27 protein-coding genes are annotated in these 22,085 nt (G+C 36.4%); 17 read left to right on the top strand and 10 right to left on the bottom strand.

Going from position 1 to position 22,085, the window contains the following annotated elements:
- The first annotated feature begins 17 nt into the window (after nt 1-17).
- The 3 genes from CEF19_RS04355 to CEF19_RS04345 all read left to right on the top strand — a co-directional run bounded on the left by CEF19_RS04355 (nt 18) and on the right by CEF19_RS04345 (nt 1,609).
- Nucleotides 18-461, top strand: coding sequence for a chemotaxis protein CheW (locus CEF19_RS04355; RefSeq protein ID WP_100404946.1), 444 nt, complete (start codon nt 18-20; stop codon nt 459-461).
- Nucleotides 462-504: 43 nt separating this feature from the next.
- Nucleotides 505-867: a response regulator gene (locus tag CEF19_RS04350; RefSeq protein WP_100404945.1), complete on the top strand. Its 363-nt coding sequence runs from the start codon at nt 505-507 to the stop codon at nt 865-867.
- A gap of 85 nt (nt 868-952) precedes the next feature.
- Nucleotides 953-1,609, top strand: coding sequence for a potassium channel family protein (locus tag CEF19_RS04345; protein ID WP_100404944.1), 657 nt, complete (start codon nt 953-955; stop codon nt 1,607-1,609).
- 42 nt (nt 1,610-1,651) lie between these two features.
- Here CEF19_RS04345 and CEF19_RS04340 read toward each other — a convergent pair whose 3' ends face one another.
- Nucleotides 1,652-2,017 (bottom strand): YhjD family protein, encoded by a 366-nt coding sequence (locus CEF19_RS04340; protein ID WP_100404943.1) that lies wholly within the window; start codon nt 2,015-2,017, stop codon nt 1,652-1,654.
- Between the two features lie 216 nt (nt 2,018-2,233).
- On the opposite strand from CEF19_RS04340, the gene CEF19_RS04335 reads away from it, so the two are divergent.
- Complete coding sequence (locus CEF19_RS04335) at nt 2,234-2,446, top strand: LSm family protein (protein WP_100404942.1); 213 nt, start codon at nt 2,234-2,236, stop codon at nt 2,444-2,446.
- Nucleotides 2,447-2,477: 31 nt separating this feature from the next.
- On the opposite strand, the gene CEF19_RS04330 is transcribed toward CEF19_RS04335, so the two are convergent.
- Nucleotides 2,478-3,734, bottom strand: coding sequence for a hemolysin family protein (locus CEF19_RS04330; protein ID WP_100404941.1), 1,257 nt, complete (start codon nt 3,732-3,734; stop codon nt 2,478-2,480).
- Between the two features lie 238 nt (nt 3,735-3,972).
- Between CEF19_RS04330 and CEF19_RS04325 the strand changes: the two genes are divergently transcribed.
- Together CEF19_RS04325 and CEF19_RS04320 are read left to right on the top strand one after the other, a co-directional pair.
- On the top strand, nt 3,973-4,269 hold the full coding sequence (locus CEF19_RS04325; protein ID WP_100404940.1) for an IDEAL domain-containing protein: 297 nt from the start codon (nt 3,973-3,975) through the stop codon (nt 4,267-4,269).
- Nucleotides 4,270-4,395: 126 nt separating this feature from the next.
- Nucleotides 4,396-4,716, top strand: coding sequence for a YnfA family protein (locus CEF19_RS04320; RefSeq protein WP_100408202.1), 321 nt, complete (start codon nt 4,396-4,398; stop codon nt 4,714-4,716).
- A gap of 34 nt (nt 4,717-4,750) precedes the next feature.
- On the opposite strand, the gene CEF19_RS04315 is transcribed toward CEF19_RS04320, so the two are convergent.
- A complete protein-coding gene (locus tag CEF19_RS04315; protein ID WP_100404939.1) occupies nt 4,751-4,930 on the bottom strand; it encodes a hypothetical protein in 180 nt (59 codons plus the stop codon).
- A 794-nt stretch (nt 4,931-5,724) separates the two neighbouring features.
- Here CEF19_RS04315 and CEF19_RS23060 point away from each other — a divergent pair.
- The gene (locus CEF19_RS23060; protein WP_157800878.1) at nt 5,725-5,862 is read left to right on the top strand and encodes a hypothetical protein; all 138 of its coding nucleotides are present in this window, start codon (nt 5,725-5,727) and stop codon (nt 5,860-5,862) included.
- Between the two features lie 267 nt (nt 5,863-6,129).
- On the top strand, nt 6,130-6,762 hold the full coding sequence (locus CEF19_RS04310) for a TetR/AcrR family transcriptional regulator (RefSeq protein ID WP_100404938.1): 633 nt from the start codon (nt 6,130-6,132) through the stop codon (nt 6,760-6,762).
- Nucleotides 6,763-6,953: 191 nt separating this feature from the next.
- Here the strand turns inward: CEF19_RS04310 and CEF19_RS04305 are convergent, their stop codons facing one another.
- A complete protein-coding gene (locus CEF19_RS04305) occupies nt 6,954-7,679 on the bottom strand; it encodes an NADPH-dependent oxidoreductase (protein ID WP_100404937.1) in 726 nt (241 codons plus the stop codon).
- 183 nt (nt 7,680-7,862) lie between these two features.
- Between CEF19_RS04305 and CEF19_RS04300 the strand changes: the two genes are divergently transcribed.
- Nucleotides 7,863-8,360 carry a small multi-drug export protein gene (locus CEF19_RS04300; RefSeq protein WP_100404936.1) on the top strand — a complete coding sequence of 166 codons (498 nt, stop codon included), beginning with the start codon at nt 7,863-7,865 and terminating at the stop codon, nt 8,358-8,360.
- A 95-nt stretch (nt 8,361-8,455) separates the two neighbouring features.
- Here CEF19_RS04300 and CEF19_RS04295 read toward each other — a convergent pair whose 3' ends face one another.
- Nucleotides 8,456-10,219: a B12-binding domain-containing radical SAM protein gene (locus CEF19_RS04295; protein ID WP_100404935.1), complete on the bottom strand. Its 1,764-nt coding sequence runs from the start codon at nt 10,217-10,219 to the stop codon at nt 8,456-8,458.
- Nucleotides 10,220-10,416: 197 nt separating this feature from the next.
- Here CEF19_RS04295 and CEF19_RS04290 point away from each other — a divergent pair, with 197 nt between their 5' ends.
- Nucleotides 10,417-10,995, top strand: a complete 579-nt coding sequence (locus tag CEF19_RS04290) for a hypothetical protein (RefSeq protein WP_100404934.1) — start codon at nt 10,417-10,419, stop codon at nt 10,993-10,995.
- 68 nt (nt 10,996-11,063) lie between these two features.
- Here the strand turns inward: CEF19_RS04290 and CEF19_RS04285 are convergent, their stop codons facing one another.
- From CEF19_RS04285 to CEF19_RS04270, 4 genes are all read right to left on the bottom strand, one after another.
- On the bottom strand, nt 11,064-11,795 hold the full coding sequence (locus tag CEF19_RS04285) for a hypothetical protein (protein WP_100404933.1): 732 nt from the start codon (nt 11,793-11,795) through the stop codon (nt 11,064-11,066).
- Between the two features lie 192 nt (nt 11,796-11,987).
- Nucleotides 11,988-13,943, bottom strand: coding sequence for a TRAP transporter permease (locus CEF19_RS04280; protein WP_100404932.1), 1,956 nt, complete (start codon nt 13,941-13,943; stop codon nt 11,988-11,990).
- 188 nt (nt 13,944-14,131) lie between these two features.
- Nucleotides 14,132-15,175 (bottom strand): TAXI family TRAP transporter solute-binding subunit, encoded by a 1,044-nt coding sequence (locus tag CEF19_RS04275; RefSeq protein WP_100404931.1) that lies wholly within the window; start codon nt 15,173-15,175, stop codon nt 14,132-14,134.
- Nucleotides 15,176-15,347: 172 nt separating this feature from the next.
- Nucleotides 15,348-16,010 (bottom strand): GerMN domain-containing protein, encoded by a 663-nt coding sequence (locus CEF19_RS04270; protein ID WP_227521911.1) that lies wholly within the window; start codon nt 16,008-16,010, stop codon nt 15,348-15,350.
- Between the two features lie 365 nt (nt 16,011-16,375).
- Here CEF19_RS04270 and CEF19_RS04265 point away from each other — a divergent pair, with 365 nt between their 5' ends.
- From CEF19_RS04265 to CEF19_RS04255, 3 genes are all read left to right on the top strand, one after another.
- A complete protein-coding gene (locus CEF19_RS04265) occupies nt 16,376-17,461 on the top strand; it encodes an AI-2E family transporter (protein ID WP_100404930.1) in 1,086 nt (361 codons plus the stop codon).
- Between the two features lie 49 nt (nt 17,462-17,510).
- Entirely contained in the window at nt 17,511-17,885 is a 375-nt protein-coding gene (locus CEF19_RS04260; RefSeq protein ID WP_100404929.1) for a rhodanese-like domain-containing protein, read from the top strand.
- Nucleotides 17,886-18,260: 375 nt separating this feature from the next.
- The gene (locus tag CEF19_RS04255; RefSeq protein WP_100404928.1) at nt 18,261-19,163 is read left to right on the top strand and encodes a hypothetical protein; all 903 of its coding nucleotides are present in this window, start codon (nt 18,261-18,263) and stop codon (nt 19,161-19,163) included.
- A 60-nt stretch (nt 19,164-19,223) separates the two neighbouring features.
- Here CEF19_RS04255 and CEF19_RS04250 read toward each other — a convergent pair whose 3' ends face one another.
- Complete coding sequence (locus tag CEF19_RS04250) at nt 19,224-19,355, bottom strand: DUF3941 domain-containing protein (protein WP_100404927.1); 132 nt, start codon at nt 19,353-19,355, stop codon at nt 19,224-19,226.
- A gap of 130 nt (nt 19,356-19,485) precedes the next feature.
- Here CEF19_RS04250 and CEF19_RS04245 point away from each other — a divergent pair, with 130 nt between their 5' ends.
- The 4 genes from CEF19_RS04245 (at nt 19,486) to CEF19_RS04230 (ending at nt 22,083) form a co-directional block, all read left to right on the top strand.
- Complete coding sequence (locus tag CEF19_RS04245; protein ID WP_100404926.1) at nt 19,486-19,746, top strand: hypothetical protein; 261 nt, start codon at nt 19,486-19,488, stop codon at nt 19,744-19,746.
- Between the two features lie 226 nt (nt 19,747-19,972).
- Nucleotides 19,973-20,758 carry an esterase gene (yjfP, locus tag CEF19_RS04240; protein ID WP_100404925.1) on the top strand — a complete coding sequence of 262 codons (786 nt, stop codon included), beginning with the start codon at nt 19,973-19,975 and terminating at the stop codon, nt 20,756-20,758.
- Nucleotides 20,758-21,600 (top strand): YitT family protein, encoded by an 843-nt coding sequence (locus tag CEF19_RS04235; RefSeq protein ID WP_100404924.1) that lies wholly within the window; start codon nt 20,758-20,760, stop codon nt 21,598-21,600. The genes yjfP and CEF19_RS04235 overlap by 1 nt, the downstream gene beginning before the upstream one ends.
- A 15-nt stretch (nt 21,601-21,615) precedes the next feature.
- A complete protein-coding gene (locus CEF19_RS04230) occupies nt 21,616-22,083 on the top strand; it encodes a BsuPI-related putative proteinase inhibitor (protein WP_100404923.1) in 468 nt (155 codons plus the stop codon).
- Nucleotides 22,084-22,085 lie beyond the last annotated feature (2 nt).

The following is a 22,085-nucleotide window of genomic DNA, read 5'->3' as shown; positions in this document are numbered from 1 at the left end:
CGGGGAGGGTGAGCACGTTGTCAAATGAAGCAGCTATAAAGAAGGATATAAAGGTTATCATTTTTCAATTAAAGGACCAAGAATATGCAATTGAAGTTGATTATATTCAATCGATTGAACGTATGCAGCCTGTGACTAGAATTCCTCGTACGTTTCCCTTTATAACTGGAGTTATGAATTTACGTGGAGTGATTACACCGATTATTAATCTTCGTAAACGCTTTGGAGTTGAGGATAAAGAGTACGATGAAGCTACAAGAATTCTCGTGGTGTCTAAAGAAAATCTTGAGATTGGTTTTATTGTTGATGGAGCTAATGATGTTATTGATATACCTGTTGAAAAGATTGAACCCACACCAGAGGTTATTGATGGAATTGAAGCGGAATATTTACGTGGAGTTGTGAAGATTGGGAACCGTTTATTTACATTACTTAATTTAGAAAAGGTAATTCAAGAGTAATCATGGTATGATAGTTGAGTAAAAAGGTTGAAGAGGTGATTTCATGGCATCCGTTTTAATAGTGGATGATGCAGCATTTATGCGCATGATGATTAAAGATATTTTATCAAAAAATGGTTTTGAGATTGCAGGTGAAGCTGCTAATGGTGCCGAAGCTATTGAGAAATTTAAAGAAGTCAAGCCAGATCTCGTGACAATGGATATTACTATGCCAGAAATGGATGGAATTCAGGCCCTTAAAGAGATCCGACAAATAGACGGTGGCGCTAAGGTCATTATGTGTTCTGCGATGGGGCAGCAATCAATGGTTATTGATGCTATTCAGTCTGGAGCGAAAGATTTTATCGTAAAGCCGTTCCAAGCTGATCGGGTATTAGAGGCAATTAAAAAAGTGTTAGGGCAATAATACATTAGAAATGACAACAACAACACCATTCGCGACTTGCGAATGGTGTTGTCGTCTATCGAGGGCTAAGGGAGGAAAGAGGACGATGAGGAAGCAGTTCGCAGTGATTGGGTTAGGGCGTTTTGGAACAAGTGTCTGCAAGGAATTGTATAAGTTGGGGCACGAGGTATTAGCAATTGATGCAAATGAGGAAAAGGTGAATGAAATGACTCGCCATTCAACTCACAGTGTGATTGGAAATGCCACAGATGAAAAGACTCTTCAATCATTAGGTATTCGTAATTTTGATTATGTGGTTGTAGCGATAGGTGATGACATCCAATCGAGTATTCTCTGCACACTGGTCTTAAAAGAACTTGGTGTCAAAAATGTCTGGGTAAAGGCGCAAAACTATTACCATGAACGCGTCCTTGAGAAAATTGGTGCAGACCGTATCGTCCACCCGGAACAGGATATGGGAATTCGAATTGCACAGCATCTAACGTCCGAAAAAATTGTTGATTATATTGAATTATCCGCTGATTATAGTATTGTTGAGTTAATTGCGACGGCTAAGATTGCCAACAAGTCATTAATTGACCTTGATATTCGCGCCAAATATGGCTGTACGATTTTAGGGATTAAACGAGGAGAGGACATGAATATTTCCCCCATGCCTTCAGATGTTATTTTGAAAGATGATATTTTAATTGTCATTGGTCATAAAAATGATTTGAAACGCTTTGAAGAAGATGGGATGTAAGTAGTTTGAGTTAGAGATAGTATTAAAATCGTAGCCGTCTGTTTAATTAGGACGGCTTATTGGCATGAAAAAACGCTTGATGTAGTTAGAAGCTTGCTGTTTTATATGGACATTAGACATTCGCTTCACCCCTTCATAGCCTTGACAACGATAATGATACTCGCTAAATAGTCCATCATTTTTCTTAGTAAAGATGTTCATACTGTGATTAGTCATAAATTTTTTCGAAATGGCCATTTCTTTACTCATTTTGTTGAGAATGGAATGAATGAGTACTAGATAATGCTCTTGAAACTTTAAAGGCATTTTTTCAAGCTCCAGTAAATCTTTTTCAAGAGCTTTTCTAGAAAGAGAGACAATGATGTAATGGCGAAGGACTTCTTGCTCTTCGTATGTAAGTTTTGACATTAGAATATCCCACCTCTAAATAGGAACGTATGTTCTTAATGAGTAGTATACATCTTTTTATAGAATTTATCAAATGGTTGTAAACTAATTTTAAATTGAAACAAGTAGTAAAATGCGTTAAAATTGTTTCTTGGTTAAAATAAGTAAAATGCCTTTTGAATGAATCGGGAAAAAGGCTGTATACTATCTATAACCTGTAATAGATGGGAGAGACAAGTGGAAAAACAAATAAAACAATTCCAGGATTGGATTAAAACAAATCGATTAATAAGAGTTGTTAGTATTGAATCCCAAATGGGAAGGAAAACGATTATAGGTCGCTTACTCTTGTTTGATCCTGATCGAAGAACATTATTAGTTTATGATGATGACCAAAAGGAAGTTATCAATTTACAACTGAATGAAATAGATAGCATTGAGACTGCTTAAAAAGAGAAGGTGAAGGACCACCTTCTCTTTTTTAAGTGTGTTGCGGAGTCAAGATAACTTTGACTTTGCGAATGCGACGCTCCTCAACTTCAACGACTCTTAGCTTTAAATGTTCATAGTGAAGCTCCTCACCAGATGCTGGAATACGTTGGAAAATCCCAACCAGCCACCCCCCTAATGTATGATAAGAGGTATTTGGAAGATTTACGTTTGTTAATCGCGCAAAATCATCTAGAGCATAATCGGCGTTAACAAGAAACGTTTCTTGGTCAAGTTGACGTACAAATTTAATTGTTTCATCATGCTCATCCCAAATTTCCCCGACAATTTCTTCGAGAATATCTTCAAGCGTTATTAAACCAGCTGTACCTCCATATTCATCAATGACAATGGCCATATGAACCTTATCTTTCTGAAGTTTGGGAAGTAACGCGGAGATTTTCATTGATTCGACAACCAAAAGGGGTTCGCGTAATAACTTTTCTATTATAATCTCTTTTTCTTGAATAAGGGCTGTAAGAAAATCCCTCTCGGATAAAATGCCAATAATATTATCAATGTTACCATCAAAAACAGGGATTCGTGAATAACGTTCTTTAAAGAAGGTTTCCTTAATCGTATCAATAGATTGACTTACATCAAAAGCAATGATATCTATGCGTGGCTTCAAAATTTCCCCAACAATGATATCGTCAAAATCTAATGAGCGATGTACAAGTTCCTTTTCATGCTTATGAAGTACTCCTTCTTCTTCACCTAAGTCGAGCATAACCTTAAATTCATCTTCTGTCATAGAGGGATAAAACTCTTTGTTTTGGATAAGTAAAGACATCCCTCTTCTTAGCTGAAGAAAAAGCCATGTAATAGGTGTAAGAATTTGAATTAACAAAAATAGAATAGCAGATACTCTTAAAGCAAATGTCTCAGCAAATTCTTTTGCTAATGATTTAGGGATAATCTCTCCAAAAATTAAGACGAGAATAGTTACTACAAACGTACTGATAAATACACCTCGACTCGGTCCAAATAAATCAGTCGCAAGCTGAGCGGAAATCGTAGCTGCAGCAATATTCACAAGATTGTTACCAACGAGAATTGTAGAAAGTGCTTTATCGAAGTTATCTGAAATTAAAAGAGCTTTTTTTGCACCTGACCGTCCTTCATCAAGATATGTTTTTAATCGTATTTTGTTTGCGCTTGAATAAGCCGTTTCAACAGAAGAAAAAAATGCAGAGAGGAGTAACAATAAAATAAACAAGCTTATCATACTAAATGGGATATCATCCATGGACTACCACACTCCTAGAGGATTTATTGATAATTAAATCACTCAGATCGCTATAAATAGTGTTACCCACTTTACAAAATTAAACCAATATTATTAGAAAAGCTTTAACCTCCTATTTTTAATTTGTTATCAGCTTAATGAATCAGCCCATTTTCACTAATTAATTGAATTAACAGTTTAATTTATAATTCTGATGGGTATAGGAATAATATAAGAAAGGAATTAGGAGGGATAGGATATGAACAATCACTTTGCCATGGATAATAATGTACTTAGACAATTGCATATTATTCGAAGTTTACAGAAAAGAGCGGAAACCACAGTTCAATCGATGTACGCACAAGCAGTTCTTGAATATTCTCTCTATCATTCAAACAAACAAAGAATCCTTGAAAATATAGATAAATCTCTTAGAAAGAATGACAAAGAGAGTTTTTTGAAACACTCCTCTGTTTACAACGAGTGGATTGCTAATCACAAAGAGGGCAAAGTTATATCAGAAAATGGTTTTGAGCTTGTACTAACATTTGAATAGTATTTTTTGAGAACCTTGATTACATCTAGTCATCAAGGTTTTTTTTGTATGATAAAGTATTACTAGCGCTTTTTTTTATTATACAATGTATTTAAGTGGACTGTAATGGAGAAAGGTAGGAACAATATGGCATTTTTGCTGTTTTTATTAGCCGGTTTAGGTGAAATAGGAGGGGGCTATTTAATCTGGATTTGGGTTCGTGAAGGTAAATCATTCTTAGTAGGGATGACAGGGGCGTTGTTACTTGTGTTTTATGGCATTATTATTACATTTCAACAATTTCCTAATTTCGGTAGGGTATACGCTGCTTATGGAGGTCTGTTTATTATGATGGCACTTTTATGGGGATGGTTAATTGATAAAAAAGCGCCAGACTTTTATGATCTCCTTGGTGGAGTCATTTGTGTTGTTGGCGCTTGTATCATTTTATTCGCCCCAAGAGATTAGAGGCAAATTAACCTATCAAGGTTTTGACTGGGAATTATTCTACTAATAAGTTATAGGCATTAAGCAGGATGGGTTCTTGTTGAATATAAACATTATAAAGATAAAGCAATGCTTCATTTTCATTTTGTAAGTGCTGATTGATTTCTTCAAAAATATTAGATAAAAAGCGATCTTTTTCAATAAACTTACTCATTTTTTGCGGATGAAAGCTCATTTTTTGTAAGCCTCCTCTTATATGACTTTGCTTTTAATTATAATATGTAGTTGTGACCCAAAGAGTTCGTAACAACCAGTTATTCTATGTATTTAAAAATTCTTTGAAAATAGTGAAAGGGACTTGAATATTACTTTTAAATAATAGACAACGCAGTAGAGAAAGAGATACAATTAGGTGTGAAAGTATTTAGCTCAAGCTATTTATTAGTATATTTTTCTGAATACTCAGTTAATACCCTCGCTATATAGTGAACTAGTTGTAAATGAGGTGATTGAAGTCAAGTAGCATTCTTTCTCGTGGGAAAACGATTGATGAACCTGTGAAGATTGCTTTAGATTTATTAAGGGCTACACGGGATCAAGTCGAAGTATGCTTTTAAAAATGAAGATTCTTATGAATTTGGATTAAGCCCACTGCTCAAAATCCTATTAGAACAAAAGTTTAAGACATTTAATCCGCTTATTAAGCAGTTTGTTAGGGAAGTAAATGAAAATAAAGCATTCTTAGATGAGGAATGAAGGGGACTAGCAGGAAAATTCATTTTTATTATTACATCCAGAAGGGTTTCGCGATGTTCATGACTTAGAAAAAGAGAATCGATTTGTAAACCATGTCTACGAAGTAAGCATTTCGCCTCCCGATCCTAGTGCCTCTATTGTTTGTTCATATGGTTTAAATAGTGAGTTGTATTCTAGTGGAAACTAGTAATTAAAGGAAAAGGGATTTACAATTCAAAGCTTCATACAGGAGGTTTTCTAGAAATTAAAAGATTATTTGTAGGAGGGACGCATTTGCACAGCATGGTGGCAAAAGTAAAGGTAACAGGGTCAAAAACAGGAGTTGAAACGAGTATCAAAGTTCCAGCCAACCAAACGATACAAATAGAAAAGGCAATGGAAGATACTATGAATACAAGTCGGGTAGCGTAAACATAAGTTTACGAAAGAAACTGATAAAGTCTATGCTCGTTTAAATGAAAATGTTAAGCCGAAATAGAGTTGTTGTGTGCCTGCAATTTTATAACCAATATGAAAAAACTTGTTGCCGTGGAGAAAGTGCCTGGCAAGAACTTTTAAAAAACGATTAATAGTCATCTTAAATACTCGCAAAACTGACTAGTCGGTTTTATGGTGATATACTTAACATATACTTCATTAGTATATAAGACAACTAAAATGAAGAATAGGAGAGAGATTATGTCAAAGAAAACAACAAAGGAACGAATCATTGAAAGCGCTCTCCTTCTCTTTGAGGAGAACGGCTTTCATGCAGTAACAGTTGATAAAATTGTCCAAGCAAGTGGAACATCTAAAGGTGGTTTTTATCATAATTTTAAATCAAAGGACGAATTGTTATATACAATTCATGACTCTTTTATTAATTATATTTTGGACAAAGCTCAAGATGCATATGAAAGATACGAACTGCCAGCAGAGCGGTTGTTTGAAACAATTAAATCCTTCGTGATGATGTTTGATTTATTCAGGCCTCATGTGACTGTATTTTACCAAGATTCTCTGTACTTAAGTGAAGACTACTTTCATACAATTAAGACAAAGCGACGCCGCTACAAAGAATTAATGTTTCGACTTATTGAAGAAGGAAAAGAATGTGGCGAGTTCAGACAGGAAATCCCAATTCCTATTACATCGATGGCTATCTTCGGCATGACGAACTGGACATATAAATGGTATAAAGATACGGGTGAATATTCAATACAAGAAATTGCGCTTATTTATGCAGATATAATTATGCATGCAGTTTTGACGAGAGAGGCACAGGGGAAACAAGAGTATCAACGATTTTTCCTTCAAGAAAAAAAGAACTGATAACAATGAAATCATTCAGATAATAGTGCGATATCATACATACATATAGAATATTGTAAGCAGTTGGAATTCCTCTACCTAGGGGGATAATTTCGGGAAGCCCAGATTCATTCTATTAGGGCATGGTGCAATCTCTTAAAATATAAAAGGAAAGATTGAAAAGCTATCGGTTACGTCCGATAGCTTTATTATTATTTCATATTTTTACATGTGAATCCTTGCTTCTTTAACATTGCTGCTATGTCTTGATAATAGGACTTTTCGTAAAATTCAGCGATGCGACTAGACCACGTCATAGTTTGAGTGTATTCTTTCATCACCTCGTCGTACTTATCAAGTTCTTCCTGTGAAGGCTTCTGGTACATTTCTTCATGATGAAAAAGGGAAGTTGGTATTCTTGGTTTCTGACCCGGATCATGATCAGGATAGCCTAAACATAGTCCTGAAATAGGGACCACGTAAGAAGGAAGCTCTAATAAGTCAATCACATCTAATGGATTTCGACGAATTCCTCCGATTGGTACTGTACCAAGTCCGAATGATTCAGCTACCGTAATTGCATTAGACATGGCCAACCCTACATCAGTTGCCCCCACTAGTAACGCATCAACGTCATCGAGAGCCTTTAACTGTTTTCCATCTTTTTCACCAGCGAGAAAAGCGCGGTGGAAATCCATACAAAAAATAAGGAAAACGGGAGCTTGATTAACATGTGCTTGATTGCCGACAAGCCTAGAAAGTTTTTCTTTCCTATCTTCATCTTTAATCGAAATAACAGTGACCTGTTGACCGTGAATCCATGAGGGGGCCCATTGGGCTGCTTCAAGTACTAATTCTAATTTATCAACCGGCACAGGGGTGTTTTTGTAGTTACGGAAGGAACGGTGTTGCCTTATAGTTTGAATAACCTCATTCATTATTCTCACTCCTTTCATCATGATAATTAAACCATAATTGCAAACAAATCCAAAGCAATTTGCTTTTTTCTTACATTTAACCGTTAAATTATGTAAACTATAATAGATAAAGGGGTTAGCCGGTTTACATGACATAGGTAAATCGGATTTAACTGGACATAATCACATGAAAGGAGCGGTTGAATGGGTTTATTATTAGCGTACATTGTTGTATTTTTATTAGCTGCAACACCCTTTTTTGAAGTGGTCGCAATCATACCTATAGGAGCACTAGCAGGACTAAATACCTTTTTAGTTGTACTAATAGGCTTATGCGGGAATATTGTAACCGTAATACTTGTAATTATACTAATGGAAAAAATCAAAAAGTGGATTGAGAGAAGAAGAGATAATAAAAATGATGAAACAAAGAAGGATAAACGAGGTGCACGAGCAGAGAAAATTTGGAGAAAGTATGGGTTGCCTGGGTTAGCTATCTTGGGACCAATACTTGTAGGTAGTCACTTGGCTGCTTTTTTAAGTATGACATTCGGTGGACAAAAAAAGAGAGTAGCTATTTGGATGATAGGAAGCCTTACTGTTTGGGCAACTATTGCAGGTATTTTAACCTTTTATGGTGTTGACTTCTATAATGAACAGACAGATAACGAAGGTTTTTTAGTTGAATGGTTGAAGCAATAATGCTTTAGAAATTATAGGAAATTTAATAGGGGCTCCAAAAGATATTTTTCTTTTGGAGCCCCTTGAAGTCTTAATAAGGAATTTAAATTATCTTATTATAGTGAAATGGTTGTTAAGGCGTCTAAAGGAGCTGAGAAGAGAGTTGACCGGTGAAGTTTCGGGTCAAAATAGGTAATTAATAACTCCTTCCTTTCTACAATTTGTTCATCCTCTAAATAATGACAAAGAGCGAAAGGTATCACTTCAATCATTGTATGTTTATGGAGTTCTTTTTCCGTGAGTTTTAATTGAGAAAAATCACTAGAAATGATTTCCGGGTTGTCAGCAATAACACGTAAATAGCGAGTTTGCTCTTCTTTGAATAATGAAAATGACCACCAAGTCTTACGCGGCTTGTGTTTGTGACTCTTAAAATAATCAATCATCATTAAAGCTTTGATGATGTGCAAATTTATCTGCTTGGACGATTCTAAATATTGATACAAACGTGTAAATAAATCCTCGAGCTGATGTCCAATTCTTGACCAGCCTTGCTTATCCCAATAATCACCAAATTCCTGAAAGAAGTCAAATGGAGAAGAAAATACGTGCTTTACCAAATACTCCACAGTCATGTCCATTCGGTGATCGTTCCAATATTTCTCTAATACATCCTCAACTCGTTTGATTCTTACAATTTCAGCAAAAGAAAGCACATTATTACTAAGAATCTCATATGGGGAATGGTCCATATAAATATAGTTGTGGTCATCTGCTCTGATTCTTAAACCAGTTCCACGAAGCATTTTAAGAAACCCAAGCTGTAGTTCTTCTGGTCGCATCTCGAATACATCATTAAATGTATTTCGAAATGATTGATAATCTTCTTCAGGTAAGCCAGCAATTAAATCTAGATGTTGATCAATTTTCCCACCCTCTTTGACCATGGTTACCGTTCGTTTCAACTTTTCAAAGTTTTGTCGACGATGGACAAGGTCGTTTGTTGCATCATTTGTCGATTGAACACCAATTTCAAATCGGAAAATTCCCGGAGGGGCATTTTCATTCAAATATGTTAAAACTTCAGGACGCATTATATCCGCGGTAATTTCAAACTGGAATACGGTTTCTTGATGATTTTCAATTAAAAAACGGAAGATTTCCAGCGCATAGTCTCGTTTAATATTGAATGTTCGATCCACAAATTTAATTAGTTTTGCTCCACTTTCTATAAGAAACAATAAGTCAGATTTCACGCGATCAATATTGTTATAGCGAACGCCCACCTCAATTGAAGATAGGCAAAATTGACAGCTATAAGGACAGCCGCGGCTTGTCTCAAAATAAGTAACACGCTGTTTTAAGCCTTTTTGGTCCTCAGGAAAACGATAAGGAGTTGGGATATCATCGAGCTTTAATTTCGGTCTTGGTCCAGTCATAATAATTTCTTCACCTTTACGATAAGCAAGACCAAATACCATATGATATTTATTTGTAGTACTTATTTCTTCTAAAAGTTGTTTAAACGTTTCTTCACCTTCTCCAACCACGATAAAGTCAACAACGGGAAGCATACTTAGCCATTCTTTAGTATCATAAGAGACTTCTGGTCCACCTAACACAACCTTTGTTTCTGGCATAACTTTTTTCACCATTTCGATTACTTTAATTGTTTCCTCGATATTCCAGATATAGCAGCTAAATCCAATAACATCTGGTTTCTTTTCAAATAAATCGGAAACAATATTCATAACTGGGTCTTTAATCGTATATTCAACCATTTCAATTGCAAATTCAGGCTCTGCATAAGCTTTTAAACAACGGAGCGCTAAACATGTATGAATGTATTTTGCGTTTAACGTTGTTACGACAGTTTTCATTAGTTAATCCCTCAATTCTCTTCTTTCCTATCGTACTGTATGATACCATATCTGAGAGGAAGGTAGAAATATTCATAGTAGTTTGGACAAAGAAATATTAAAAAGAACTTCTCTTCCTAGAGAGGTGTTTAAAGTCATTTAAAATGGGAAAAGATATCTCTTTTTGAAAAGACAATAAAGAGAAAGTGTGGGGGAAAATGACTATTATTCTGGAATTTTGGATTTTTGAATTAATTTTAATCGGAAGCATCTTATGTGCTGTATTTGGGGGGAGTTTTCTTGTAACGAATTGGCTTAAGAAGAAACAATTTGACCGCCATAAAAAAGTAGAAAACCTTGCAGCCTTTTTATTAACTATTCTAGCTGCTATTGTATATTTCGCGTTGCAAGAGCAATTTGTTTCATCTGCTTACAAAGGGGATGTAATCATGACAGAAAGTACTGCCAATATTATAAGTTATCAATCTGCTCGTTATGTCTCTACAGAACAACCTCTTCACCTTTTAAATTTATTTGCTTATGGATCTACGTATGAACTTCCGGGCTTAGAGAATACATCAGTAACAGTTACCACAACTGATTATGTTAGTTTTTATAAGGATGTACGTTATAAAAATACATACATCCATGAGAATCAAATGTTCGATTTTCAAACATATGTCCAGGAGGAAATAGGTCCCTTTGTAAATGAACTCTATACGAATGAAAGGTCTGAGCAAGAAGTTTTGAGAATGCTAGAAGATACGTATCCATATCATCAATTTGTGTTCCAATAAAAGAATTAGATTCATTGAATCCTAATCCTTTAAAAAAGCATTCGAACCAGAGTACAGTTCGAGTGCTTTTAGTTTGTATCAATAGGGACGACAAGCGGGAATTCCCACATTTTTTCCTGTAAATGAAGTCGTTTAACTTTGAGAGAAATCGATTCCGGTAAAGGTTTTGCAAATTCATAGGTAACAATCACTTCGTTTGTAGAAGGATTATTGTCCGTTGAGGTGAAAAAAGGAAAAATTTCTTCATCCTCTTGCAGAAGTGAAATACTTAAACCTTTAATTTCATGAACATCTTGAGCATGAATAGTGAGTTTATTACCAGAAATCTGTAAAGATTTAATTGTAAAATCATTAACGATAATATTTTTATCATTGTCCTTAAGATTTGAAAACTGGAGTGTTCTTTTATAATAATCCGGGCGAACATAAACATTTACTCCAAGTTGTTCTATATCATCTGATAAATTTGGAGAAAAAAACTGCCGAATTAATAGGGTATTATCGGTTTCATTAGAGATAATCTCAGAATGTTTAGCCTCATATGATTGCTCGTTTGCAAGTAATGTCTTTTGCATTGTGAATGAGTAGTCAGAAATGGAATAGTCAAGGAGAGATTCTGCTTCAATAGTGACAAAAAATCCTTTCTCTCCTTCCCACTCTCCTAGCTCTATGCCTGAGTAGTTAACGCGGACATGTGTACTTTCAGCCTCTGTTAATAGGGTTGGCTTACTAGTGGGTTCTGTAATGCAACCGACAAGTGATAAAAACATAATAAGGTAAAGAAACATGTGATATTTCAAAATTAGTCACCTCGTTATTCGACAAACTTTTCTCTAGTTTAACATGATGTTTTCCTGTTCTACTAATAAATTTCAAGAAATTTAGATAGGATTTCAAGGAATGCGATGACTCTTTACCAAAAATAGAAGGGGTTGTGTCATAAGGGTAGTATTAACCCTATGACACAACCCCTTTGACAGTCCCTACTTCTCTTATGAAGATGTAAGTCCCGAATCGTTTCTTGTTTGTTTATCTCGTAAATACTGTATGGCTGTAATAACAAGGAATAGAATAAGCCCAGAAATAGAGATAATTAAATTATTAGGATAAATTAACGCCAATCCTGCTGCAAATAAAAGAATTCGCTCCAAAAAAGCAGGCTTAACGATATAGTAATTCATCAAGGAACTACTCACAGCTACCATACCAAGCATGGCTGTAAAGACGGCTGGTACGAGCGTGGCAAAAGTCCAGTCTTGTAAAAGTAGAACTGGATTTGAGACAAAGGCGTACGGAATAATGAACGCAGCAATCGCGAGCTTAAAGGCAGATACACCAGCACTCATCGGATTTGCTTTGGCTATACCGGCCCCAGCGTACGCTGCTAAACATACGGGAGGCGTTATATCGGCAACAATTCCAAAGAAGAAAACAAAGAAGTGTGCGGCAATAATAGGAACATCAAACGCAATAAGTGCAGGAGCTGCCATGGAAGCGGTAACGACATAGTTAGCGGTTGTTGGTAAGCCCATGCCGAGTAGAATACATGCAATCATCGTGAAAAATAGAACAAGGAAGAAGACGCCCCCTGCTAAATCGATAATTCCACCAGCAATCTTTCCGCCAAGTCCTGTCATTGTCACAATTCCAGCAATGATACCAGCTGTCGCACAAGCTGCTATAACTGGTAAAGCAACACGAGCACCTTGTTCAAGTGCATCAATTAAGTCACGTAAGCTCATTCGGGTATCTTTACGGAACATACTAACAATGACCGCCGTAGCAATCCCAAATAAAGCTGCTCTAGTTGGAGTGTAACCTAGATAGAGCATCACGATAATTGTAACAAGTGGAGCCATTAAATCAATTCGTTTTAAAATCCCTTTTTTAGAAGGGAGTTCGTTTTTAGGTAACCCTAAAATTCCTTGTTTTTTTGCTTCGAAATGAGTCCCCATAAAGACTCCTGAAAAGTATAAGAGGGCAGGAATAATCGCAATTAAAATAATATCACGATAAGGGACACCTGTGTTACTTGCCATAATAAAGGCAGCAGCCCCCATAATTGGTGGCATGATTTGACCACCTGTGGAAGCAGCTGCTTCAGCACCAGCCGAAAATTCCGGCTTAAATCCTGCACGCTTCATCATCGGTATCGTAAAGGAACCTGAACTAACGGTGTTGGCAACAGAGGATCCTGTTACCATACCTTGAAGCCCACTTGCTGTAACAGCAGCCTTCGCGGTGCCTCCTGTCATTCCTCCTGTGGCACCGAATGCTAAATCATTAAAGAACTTCCCTATTCCTGTTTTTGTTAACATGACTCCAAAGAAGAGAAAGAGAAAGATAAAGGTTGAAGAAATTCGGATTGGGGTTCCAAATATTGCTTCTGTATTAAAAAACATTCTTGTCATTAAGCGTTCAAAATCAAAGCCTGCGTGTTGAAATGCCCTAATAGGAAATACGTTACCAAAATAACCATAAGCAAGTGCAATAACGGCAATAATAACGATTGGAAGTCCGACTGCACGTCTAGTTGCTTCAAGAACAAGGATAACACCCAATGTTGCTACAACAACATCTAAGGTGGAGTAGCCTAGAATGGTTACTTGGTTACTAGTAAGACGGGTATATTCAAACACAATATAAAAGTTAACCCCTAAAGCAAATAAAGCGAGCACTCCGTCGTACCACGGAACACCTGATTTTTTTAGCATTGAGCGTTTGAGTGGATAAAGAATGAAAATAAGAGCCAAGCCTCCTGCTAAATGAATAGCACCTTGAATGAGGGTTACGTAAAAACCTCGAAAGGAAGTGTATAGTTGGAATAGCGTTAGCATAATTGCTAATATGCTGACAATCCATGCCCATTTCTGTAAGTCAGTGCGAAAGGCTGATTCTTTATCATATTTAGCTAGTAGTTCGTGTTGTTTCCCATTATCGGTTGTCAAGAGTAATCACCACCTTGAATTAAATAAATTACTAAAGATATTTTGTAGAAAGGGGGATATTGGTAGGTGTTATGAAAACATACGCTTTCCTAAGAATAGATTCCCAATTCAGAGAAAATGCAAACTTCAAAAGGTAATTGTTTGAAAAAAAGAACTGGACATGTCTGCCCAGCCCATTTGTCATACAGTTATTCAGCTTCGATTTCATCAAAGTATCTTTGAGATCCGGGATGAATCGGTAAACTATCCGAACCAAGTAAAATATTTTCTTTCGTCATGAATGATCCTTGTGGATGAGAGATTTGGTCAACATTTTCATAGAGGCCTTTAGTAATCTCATAAGCAAGGTCTTCACTAATTTGAGAGGTTGAACCAACTAAGACCGCATATGCTGTTATCGTATCAACTGGCTCGTCTAAGAAATCGTATGCTTCAGCTTCGATTTCAAGGTGTCCATAATCACTATTATCTATAACATGTTGAAGCGCATCACCTTCGATAGGGAGAATAACAACATCACGAACAAAAGCTAGTTCATCAATGCTACTCGCAGGCAAGCCAAGAAGTCCAAAGGAAGCATCTAATTGACCATCTTGTAGTCGAGAAGATGCATCACCAAATCCTTCTTGATAGGCTTCATAGTCACCTTCTTGAAGCCCGTATGCTTCTAAAATTAGTTTAGCTGCTGCTTGTGTCCCACTTCCAGCAGGTCCAATTGCTACACGTTTACCACGTAGGTCTTCTATCGAAGTAATTCCAGTATTTTCAGTCGTTACAACTTGCATAACTTCAGGGTAGATATGACCCATAAAACCAAAGTTGTCAATCTCCACTCCTTCAAAATCACCTTCACCTGTTAATGATTCGACAGCAGTTACATTGACAGTCATCCCTAACTGCATTTCGCCACGGAAAATTCCACCAAGGTTGGCAACGGAAGCGTCAGAGGCGACAGCACTGACATTGAAATCTTCATATTCTACATTATTATTTAACACGTTTGCCATTTCTTGTCCAAGAGGATAATAAGTTCCACCGGTGCTACCTGTTCCTAATTGCAAATCGGTTAGGAAATCACCAGTCGGATCCTCGGCCTCGCCTTCAGTTTCAGTGGCTGTATCTTCACCAGTTGGCTCCTCACCCTCTGGTGCTTCCTCAGCTCCGCCACAGGCACCAAGAACCAGACCAATCGAAAGAAAAGCTGTCGATAAGTACGTAAACTTTTTATTCATCATTTATTCCCCCTTTATTTGTCTATGTATGCTAGCAGAACGGTATTCAGCACTAGCTACAAACTAATTTAAGCAAAATTATACAATGTTGTCAAAGAAATAGGAGGTAATTGTGTGGGAGAAAATCTGCAGAAAAAACAAAAAACTCCTAGTAATTAGGAGTTTTTTTGTACTATTCTACTTTTTTATAATCTTTAGGATCATTAGCAACAATTGGAGAACTTGTGTCCATATGACCAAATAGTTCTGGAACGACTTCACCGTCGATAAGAATTTGTGTTTCATTAAAACCAAATTGTTTCATCGTTAAGGCGATTTGTTGCAATAACATTTCTTCAACTCCAGACCCTACTTGTGCCTCAAGAAGTGCAGGTGAAAACGAAACATGGGCAACACCCTGATCTTCTTCTACTGATTGAACGATGACATCCTCTGGGATAAGGGATACTAAGCCTTCTTCATTCGGACCTTCAATCCATGCATTAAGCGTTGCTTTAAAGAGTTCCTCATCGCTTGCTTCAATCATGCGTTCTACTCGGTAAATATCCATCACATTGTCATCTGCAAAAAATAACTCAACAGGTGTCGCTAATTCCTCTTCAACAGCATTAGAGTCAACGGTTTCGTTACCAGATTCAGTCGTTTCTGAATCGACTTCTGGTGTTTCATCTAATTCATCGTTTTCTGTTGTTTCTGACTCAACCAAGTCTGTATTTTCTTCTGTCACAACTCCACTTGTTGAATGGTCAGAATTGATTGGCTCTTCGCTTTGGCCACAAGCAACGAGTAGGAGAAGAAACAGGCAGATAATTGAAAATAGTATCGGTTTTTTCACGTCGGTCACTCCTTCTGTAATCATCATTAATTGCTATGTTGAGAGCTTGTCTATTTTTCGACTAGGATAAGCTCTCAACACATAAATTTTACATCATTAGCAATGAATTTCAATCATTAATTTAGACCCAACCTTTTGGACTAGTTTACTTTATTAAAAATTGTGAAAAAGGGTGGTGGAAAAATTGAATCTAATATTAGGGTTGTTCCACTACATAAATCCGTCCTGTGGTAATTGAATTTCAACACGATGTATATGAGACATAAACAGTTATTCTATCATTAGAATGAGTACGTCAAGTGGGGAATAGGAAACAAATTAATGTTATAATGGAAAAAAAGTAACAAGGAAGGAACTCGTCATATATGCCACAAAATAAATTATTTTTATTTGGATACGGTTTGGTCATTATCTTCCTCATTATTTACTTGGGGACGTTAATTGATTGGGTGTTTAAACCTGTCGTTGTTCTTGTCCAAACCCTATTTGCGCCAATTATACTAGCAGGTGTACTTTTCTATTTGTTTCGCCCGGTTGTTAACTTACTATCGCGAAAAGTATCGCGAGGGTTATCTATTTTGATTTTATATTTAAGCGTTATTGCATTATTCACTGTGATCGTTTTAGTGATAGGACCAGAATTACAGAAGCAGTTTAATAGTTTAGCTCGAAACATGCCTTTTTTCATTAATGAAATACGCGATCTGTTCATTAGTCTTCAGGAAAATGAATTTGTTTCACGTTTTCAAGAAAGTGAAAATTTTTCACTTGAGGAGATTACATCAAAGCTCGTTAACTATTTAAACGATATTGTTGCCGCAATTGGTGCGAATATTGCCTCTGTTATAGGCTTCATAGCTAATTTAATTATTATACTAATCATTATCCCATTCGTGTTATTTTATATGTTGAAGGAGGGGGAAAAGGCACCAAAGCAAGTACTTAAGCTATTACCACGTAAACAGCAAAGTGAAGGTCGTCTTGTTTTATCAGATATGGATAAAGCATTAAGTTCTTACATCCAAGGACAAATTATCGTTAGTGTATGCGTAGGGGTACTCGTATACATCGGATATTTAATTATTGGAATTGAATATCCTTTAGTTCTTGCCCTTGTCGCTATGTTTACAAATGTCATTCCTTTCGTTGGTCCATGGATTGGTACATTCCCTGGTTTAATTGTTGGTTTTTTGGATTCCCCATTAATGGCGCTGTGGGTAATCATTGTTGTGGTGGTGGTTCAGCAGATTGAAAGCAATCTCATCTCTCCACAGGTTATGGGTAAGAAGTTAGATATTCATCCGCTTACGATTATTCTCTTATTGCTTGTTGCAGGACGATTTGCTGGATTACTCGGATTACTTTTAGCCGTACCGACCTACGCTGTGGGTAAAGTGATTGTTCTCCATACGTATCGATTATGGAGACTAAAGAATTCGACCCTAGATTAATTTTCTGCTAAAGTGAGTATATGCAATTTAATATTAACGAGGTGAGAAAGTGGCGTTTGAAATGGATGGAATTATCCAAGTAGAAAATGATGAATTAAAGAAATTGTTAAAAGAGGATCCAAAGCAAACAATCATCGTTGATGTCCGTGAGCTTGATGAATATGATGAGTCTCATATACCTGGAATCCCGCTTATTCCCATGCAAACGATTCCTAAACATGTAGAAAAGCTCGATAAAAAGAAAGAGTATGTTTTTATATGTAGAAGCGGAGCAAGAAGTCAGAACGTGGCATTGTATTTAAATCAATTTGGATTTAATGCTAAGAATTATGCTAATGGAATGTTAGGCTGGGATGGGGAGAGATTGTCCGGGCTGGAATGGGTCATTGTGGATACAGAGGAATTATTTAAAGAGAAAGAATAAAATAATTGCGGATGGAAATTGTTGAAATAATAAAATGGAAGGGTGTCCTATTGTGGATATCCTTCCATTTTAGTTACCTCGCCATCTATGGAGATTTTACTTTCAACACCGAGCAAATCAATATATACAATAAATGATTCAATGGCATCATTTAGTAAAGAATTCTATGTTTGAAAAGGACCAGAACTCTTCTTTTTGGACAAAACTAGTAATTAGTATGATCCTAAAAATCCTACTAAATTCATACTAGTTCCACCACCATTAAAATGAAGAGTCACCGATGTCGAAAGCTTTGGAAACGTGAATGATAGATCTATTAATCTTTTTTTAGTACACTAATTAAATAGAAAAAATTGTTGATGGAGTGGAATGAAAATGAGAGTACTGACCAGTTTATTATTTATATCGATTTCATTACTAGTTATGTTACCTAACGAAGCTGAAGCAACTGAAAAAACATGGTTTTATATTGATGGTCAGGAACAGCGCTATCAGGGAAATATCGAGGTTGTCAATCAAGAAGTTTGGGTGCCAGCTCGTCCAATCCTACATTTATTACCTGAAATTCACAAAGAATGGGGCATAGACTCAGCTTATCTTAATCGTTGGTTAAGAGATGAACTGGAAGAAGAGGAAGAGGAAATAGAAGAACTACTAGAATTAGAACGAATGGAAATAAATAATCGCGAATATCTTTCTATCTCTGATATAAAGGAATTAGGGCTTGAAGCATATTATTACCAAGATGAGAAAATCTTACATATTAACACTCCTGGTTTAATGGAGATCAATGAAATAACAATTGGACTATCGAAAACAGAAATTAACCACCACTTAGAAAATATTCATTGGAATACGGGATTCGGGAAGGTAGCTGATTTTATTGGCTTTTACGGTGAAATGAATCCTTATTCTTACAAAGACCGATATGGTTATGTTAGAGAGGAAGAAGTTCCAGATTTACAAATCGAGGTAATCGACGACATAGTGACGTATTTGATAATTTCTTCAGACGAGTATGTCACATCAAAAAATATTAAGGTTGGCGACAGCTTATCAGATGTTTTTCGAGCATATGGAAATCAATTTGTTCGTGAACAAGAAGACGGAAAACAAATTGTTGTTTACGATGTAGAGTTCGGTTCCATTTGGTTTATCGCAGGAGAGAATCAAAAGATTGAACGATTTGCTTTTTGGAATAATCATTTAGAAGGTTTTGGTGAGAAGCGCGAAAAAATTGAAGAGAAACCTGAACAAATGACTAGTGCGTCTCAGTAGCCTACATTTATTGAGGAGTGTCTTAAAGAGTGAAATTACCTTTAGACACTCCTTTCTTTATTATAGATGGTCGTTTTCTTTTGAGTACGAATGCTTACCAGCTTTGGCATTTTCAGCCGCTTGAATGTTCTTCATTTGATTTTTAGCATTGTTATCTTTCTTTTTTTTATTATTATCTCCAGTTCTTGGCATTTTATCACCCTCTTTCGAATGATGTTAGAAAGTTAGTATGTACGACTTTAGTTTGGATTATGAAGAAATGGTTTAGAACATAACAAGCAGGGAATCAGATAAGTAAGACATTGAAAGGTGGGAGTTTAATATGAGAAAACGAACGCTCTTAACAACAGTCATTGCAATAGGTACGGGAACAGCCTTATTAAAAAATAACGAAAACCGTGCAAAGGTAGGTAGAAAAGCTCGTGAGTATTATGCGAAGTTAATGAATCGTACAGCAGATGATACGGAAAATGAACGACGTACTCAAATTGGACATCCCGATCCCCATGACTATTCGGACAATAAAATGGTAAGCGAAGGTGCAATCTATAGCGTTAAACATTATGATAAGAATAAATATTAAAACCGCCTTTTGGCGGTTTTTTTCAATGCTTAGGAATTGGGAGTTTTCTTAGTATGGGGATAAGTGATGGGCATACTGGGGTGAAGAGGGAGTTCCTCCACTTAGTGCTTCTAACATTAGATTGCTGTGCAGTTTTTCTTGATTTTTTACAGATAGCTTGTAAGTATAATGAAATACTTGGAAATGCTATAATTAAGAAAAGTCAGCATTACTGAGGGGGGTACCAATGATTACGATACAAAATGAAACAATTTATGGAATTCCAACGTTACATATAGTAGCTGAACCTTTTCTAAGAGAGCCAAGACCAACTATTTTTTTCTTGCATGGTTATACGAGTGCAAAGGAATATAATCTTCCTCTAGCCTATTTACTAGCGGAAAAGGGATTTCGTATTATTCTACCGGACGCTATTCATCATGGAGCACGTGAATCTAAATTAACAGGGAAAGAACGAGATATGCTTTTTTGGGATATTGTTTTAAAGACCATCGGTGATGTAGCAACCTTAAAGCAAGAACTTGATAACCGTTCACTCATTCACGATCAAAAGATAGGGGTTATTGGAACGTCGATGGGTGCAATTACTATGTACGGGGCATTGGCTCAGTACTCCTGGATTAGCTCGGCTGTCTCATTTATGGGTTCTGCCTACTACAAGGAATTTGCGCATCAGCAGTTAAAGATGCTAATGGAAAGTGGTATTCATTTAGAAAATTCATTTGTTGAAGAGTTGTATCTAAAACTAAAACCATTTGATTTAACGCAACGGTTGGAGAAATTAGAGAATCGACCGCTTATGATTTGGCACGGGAAGCAAGACGAGGTCGTACCTTATAACTTTTCTGAAAAGCTGTTTGAAGAAATTCAACCGCATTACGCGGACACACCAAATAAACTTCAATTTTTCACAGAGGAAAAAATGGCTCATAAAGTGTCACGGAAAGCGATGACCCTTTCTGTAAAATGGTTTGAAGAGCATTTACTTGATGAACGGGAACAAGTTTACTAATGATAGAACGAAAAACAAGAATACTAAGAGAATTACAGAAGTCAATTATTGTTATCATTGGGGCAATACTTGTTGCTGTCGCATTAAATTTCTTCTTAATCCCTGCAAGTGTGTTTGCAAGTGGATTTACAGGACTTGCTCAATTACTGTCGTCGGTACTTCCTATTTCAACGGGTATCCTTTTGTTTGTGTTAAATGTCCCGGTTGCTATTTTAGGGTGGAGAAAAATCGGAAAAAGTTTTACGGTTTATAGTATCATTAGTGTTATTGTTACAACATTATCATTAGAACTTATACCAATATGGTCCTTTTCTCCGGACATTTTGTTGAATGCAGTATTCGGTGGGGTAATTATTGCCGTTGGTGCTGGAATTACCCTGAAGTGGGGAGCTTCTACAGGTGGACTTGATATCATTGTCTTGATATTATCACGATATAGTGATCGCCCAGTAGGCATTTACTTTTTTGCGATTAATAGCGTTATTGTGGTTACTTCTGGATTTTTATTTGATCCAGAAAAAGCACTGTATACGCTTGTTACGTTATACGTTTCCTCTAGAGTGATTGATACGATTCATACTCGGCATGTGAAATTAACTGCATTGATTGTAACGAAAAAGCCTGAGCAACTCAGAAAGGCTATCCATGATAAACTCACTCGTGGTATAACTAGAATGCCAGCAAAGGGTGGCTATACAGCCGATGAAAAAGAAGTCCTCATGATGGTCATTACAAGGTATGAGTTATATGAATTAAAAGAAATTATTCAATCCTCTGATCCAGGGGCCTTTACAAATATTGTGGAGACAGCAGGAATTTTTGGGTTATTCCGTAAAGATTAGAAAGGAGATAGTCAAATGAAATTTCAAGTCTTTTTACTAGCTGTTATGTTAGTTTTAGCGGGTTGTGGACAGGGAGTAACAGGTGGGTCTGGACTGTTTGAGGAGGAAAGTAAAGTGAATGGTTGGTTATTTAAAGTTGTAGCAGAACCCGGAAATGATGTATTGGAAGTTACACTTGAACTTAAAAATGAAACAGGACAAGAGGCAGCTGTTGACTTTTCATCAGGCCAAACATATGAGCTTGTGTTAACTAACCAAGAAGGAGAAGAGGTTTACCGCTTTTCTGAGGGGAAAATGTTTACAATGGCTTTAGTTCATAAGAAGGTAGCAGAGGGCGAATCAATAGTGTTTGAAGAATCGATTCCAACGAGTGATTTTGAATTAGGAGTTTATAGCCTCCAAGCAGAGCTTCTTGTAGCTGCGGTTAACAATGAGGTACCGGAAGATTCATTTAAACAAACAATAGATGTTGAAATCAAATAAAT

Source organism: Bacillus solitudinis (assembly GCF_002797395.1).
GTDB lineage: Bacteria > Bacillota > Bacilli > Bacillales > Bacillaceae_D > Halalkalibacter_A > Halalkalibacter_A solitudinis.
Note: the sequence above shows the minus strand (reverse complement) of the source record. Positions and strands in the feature narration are given on the sequence as shown.